At 60.7% G+C, this 3,099-nt stretch carries 4 protein-coding genes; 1 reads left to right on the top strand and 3 read right to left on the bottom strand.

Annotated features, from left to right (window positions below; all coding sequences use genetic code 11):
• Positions 1-1,162: gluconate:H+ symporter (locus VFE81_RS09765; RefSeq protein ID WP_325044398.1), on the bottom strand; the 1,162-nt coding region annotated here is incomplete at its 3' end.
• A 227-nt stretch (positions 1,163-1,389) separates the two neighbouring features.
• On the opposite strand from VFE81_RS09765, the gene VFE81_RS09760 reads away from it, so the two are divergent.
• A complete protein-coding gene (locus VFE81_RS09760; RefSeq protein ID WP_325044397.1) occupies positions 1,390-2,373 on the top strand; it encodes a sulfonate ABC transporter substrate-binding protein in 984 nt (327 codons plus the stop codon).
• Between the two features lie 27 nt (positions 2,374-2,400).
• Here VFE81_RS09760 and arsC read toward each other — a convergent pair whose 3' ends face one another.
• Together arsC and VFE81_RS09750 are read right to left on the bottom strand one after the other, a co-directional pair.
• The gene (gene arsC / locus VFE81_RS09755; RefSeq protein WP_325044396.1) at positions 2,401-2,760 is read right to left on the bottom strand and encodes an arsenate reductase (glutaredoxin); all 360 of its coding nucleotides are present in this window, start codon (positions 2,758-2,760) and stop codon (positions 2,401-2,403) included.
• A gap of 54 nt (positions 2,761-2,814) precedes the next feature.
• Positions 2,815-3,099 (bottom strand): hypothetical protein (locus VFE81_RS09750; protein ID WP_325044395.1); only part of this gene is annotated, 285 nt, incomplete at its 5' end.

The following is a 3,099-nucleotide window of genomic DNA, read 5'->3' as shown; positions in this document are numbered from 1 at the left end:
CCACGACCGGCGCGACGATGCCGGCGGTCGTGGTGGTCGCAACCGTCGCGGAACCGGTGGCCTGCCGCAGCGCGACGGCAATCAGCCACGCCAGCAGAATCAGCGGCATGTGCGCGCCAATGGCGATCTTGCCGATGGTCGTGCTAATGCCGGCCACCACGAGCGCCTGCTTGAGGCCACCGCCTGCGCCGATGGTCAGCAGCAGCGCGGCGATCGGCGGCAAGCTCTTGCGCAGAATGCCGCCGACCCGGTCGCGCGCCATACCACGCGACCAGCCCAGCGCCACCACCGCAAACAGCACGGTGAGGCCGAGCGCGACCAACGGCTCACCCAGAAAATTGAGTGCGTTGAAGAGGAAAGTCTCTGGCTGAAGCAGAAGTTTGGCGACCGTGCGGCCCAGCATCAACACGACCGGCAACAGGATCGTGATGAGCGAGATCGCGAAACCCGGCGGCTCACCGGTGTCCTGTTGCGCGGTGAAAAGCTTGCCCATTTCTTCCGGCTCGACCACGTGCATCCGTTTCGACAACCAGATGCCGTAAACCGGGCCCGCGAGAATGACCGCCGGAATCGCGACGATCAGGCCGAGACCTAGCGTCAGGCCGAGGTCGGCATGCAACGCGCTCACCGCGATCAGCGGACCCGGATGCGGCGGCAGCAGCGCATGCAGCGTGGTCATGCCCGCGAGCGCGGGAATCGCGATACGCAGAATCGGCTGCTGCGATCGGCGCGCCATCACGAAGATGATCGGCACCATCATCACCAGACCGACTTCAAAGAAAAGCGGTAAGCCGACGATGATCGCCACCAGCGCCATCATCCACGGCAGCGTGCGTGGCGTGGAATGTTTGAGGATGGTCGAGACAAGCCGGTCGGCGGCGCCCGATTCCGCCATTAGCGCACCGAGCATCGCGCCGAGCGCAATGATGATGCCGACGTCGCCGAGCAACCCACCAGCGCCTTTGCTGAATGCGCTGGCTACCGCTTCCAGCGGCAGTCCAGCAGAAAAACCCGCCGCAAACGTGCCGACCAGAATCGACAGAAACGGCGCGAGCTTCAGCACGCTGATAAAAATGATGATCAGTGCGAGCCCGAGCACGCACGACAAAATCAGTTGAGTGTCGTGGGATGACCACGGCGCGAGTGTTGTCGTCAGATGCACGATGTCCCTTTTCCAGTTGACGCAACCGCGACAGCGCGCGGATGACGGATTGTAGCGGGGCACGACGGCTTGACGCTGCCAGGCGCGCAGAGAGGGACCGCCGACGTGTTCCGTACCTTCCGGCGTGATTTGCTTATGCGAATTTATCGGTTCGTCCAGGCTTGCAGACGAATTATCGTCGGAGCCAACCGGTCCGTTTTGCGTCCGTCTTTTTATCGAGCACTTTTATGTCCCGTCATCCGCTGATCAACCGCCGCGCGTTTATCGCTAGCATGGGCGCTTCGCTGGCCGCCGCGGCGTTGCCTGTTGTCTCCACATCAGTCTTCGCCGCAGATACGCACACGAGGGAATTTCGCATCGGCTATCAGAAAGCGGCCAGTACGCTCGTGTTGTTGAAGGCGCACGGCACACTCGAAAAGCGGCTCGCGCCGCTTGGCATCACGGTCAAGTGGACAGAATTTCCCGCCGGGCCGCAGTTGCTCGAAGGATTGAACGTCGGCGCGATCGACTTCGGCTATGTCGGCGAGGCGCCGCCGGTGTTCGCGCAGGCAGCCGGCGCGAACTTCGTCTACACCGCTTATGAAATTCCGACGCCGCATGCCGAAGGCATCCTCGTGCGTCAGGACGCACCGATCAAAACGCTGGCCGATCTGAAGGGCAAAAAGATCGCGCTCAACAAAGGCTCGGACGTTCACTGGTTTCTGGTCGCCGCATTGCAGAAGAGCGGCGTGAAATACAGCGACATCCAACCCGTTTTTCTCGCACCCGCCGATGCGCGTGCGGCCTTCGAACGTGGTGCGATCGACGCATGGGCGATCTGGGATCCGTTCCTCGAAGCGGCAAAACGCCAGTCAAATGCCCGCTTGCTCGCCGACGCCGAAGGGATCGTGAGTCACCATCAGTTCTTCCTGAGCGCGCGACCGTTTGCGCAGCAAAACGGCGACGTACTCGCGATCATGATGGACGAGGTAAGTAAAGAAGGGACGTGGGTACGCGGCCACTACAGCGAAGCAGCCGCGCAGCTCGCACCGATCCAGGGACTGGACGCTGGCGTGATCGAAGCGGGCTTGCGGCACTACGCGCACATCTACAAGCCCATCGACGCGAATGTACTTGCAGAACAACAACGTATTGCCGACACATTCAGCGAACTGCGCATCATCCCGACAAAGATCGTGACGAAGGACGCTGCATTGCCGCCCAAGGCCTAGGTTACTTAGGCCGTGTTGTTCGACGGCCTAGGCGAATAGCGCTTCGACATTTTCCGGCGGACGGCCAATCACGGCTCGCCCGTTTCGCACGACGATCGGTCGTTGCAGGAGAATGGGGTGCTTTGCCAATGCTTCGTATAACTGAGCGTCGCTTAACGTGGCGTCGGAGAGCTCGAGCGCTTTGTATTCGGCTTCGGTGTCGCGGATCATCTCGCGCACTGTGCAACCTAGCTGCGCGTTGAGTTGTTTTAACTGCGCGACCGTGAGCGGCTGCTTCAGGTATTCGACGATTTCCGTTGCTTCGTTTGCGCTGTTGTAGGTGGAGACGATCAGGTCGCAAGTAGCTCGCGATTTTGAACAGCGGGGGTTGTGGTAGATGCTGATCATGGGTGTTTAGATGGGCGTTGCTTGTGTTGGGTTGCGGGGAGTCTTGCAGGGATTTTAGCGGGTGCCGCGAGTCGGGTGGGTGATGAGCGACGCGGCGCGATCGGGTTTTGTTTGGTCGGGAAAAGGGCTTTGTTTGTTAGTGATGGTGTCGTTCGGTTTATGCGCATAAAGCGCCGGCTGGAGGTTGTCATTACGTACTTTAGGGCGACATGTTCGGCTCTTGGAGGACGTTTCGATTCGTATTGGGTGGGCTTGCCTCTGAATGCATGAACGCGGTGCGCCTTCGTCCCAGTCCCAGTCCCAGTCCCAGTCCCAGTCCCAGTCCCAGTCCCAGTCCCA

It is taken from the genome of Paraburkholderia sp. (genome assembly GCF_035656215.1).
Taxonomy (GTDB): domain Bacteria; phylum Pseudomonadota; class Gammaproteobacteria; order Burkholderiales; family Burkholderiaceae; genus Paraburkholderia.
Note: the sequence above shows the minus strand (reverse complement) of the source record. Positions and strands in the feature narration are given on the sequence as shown.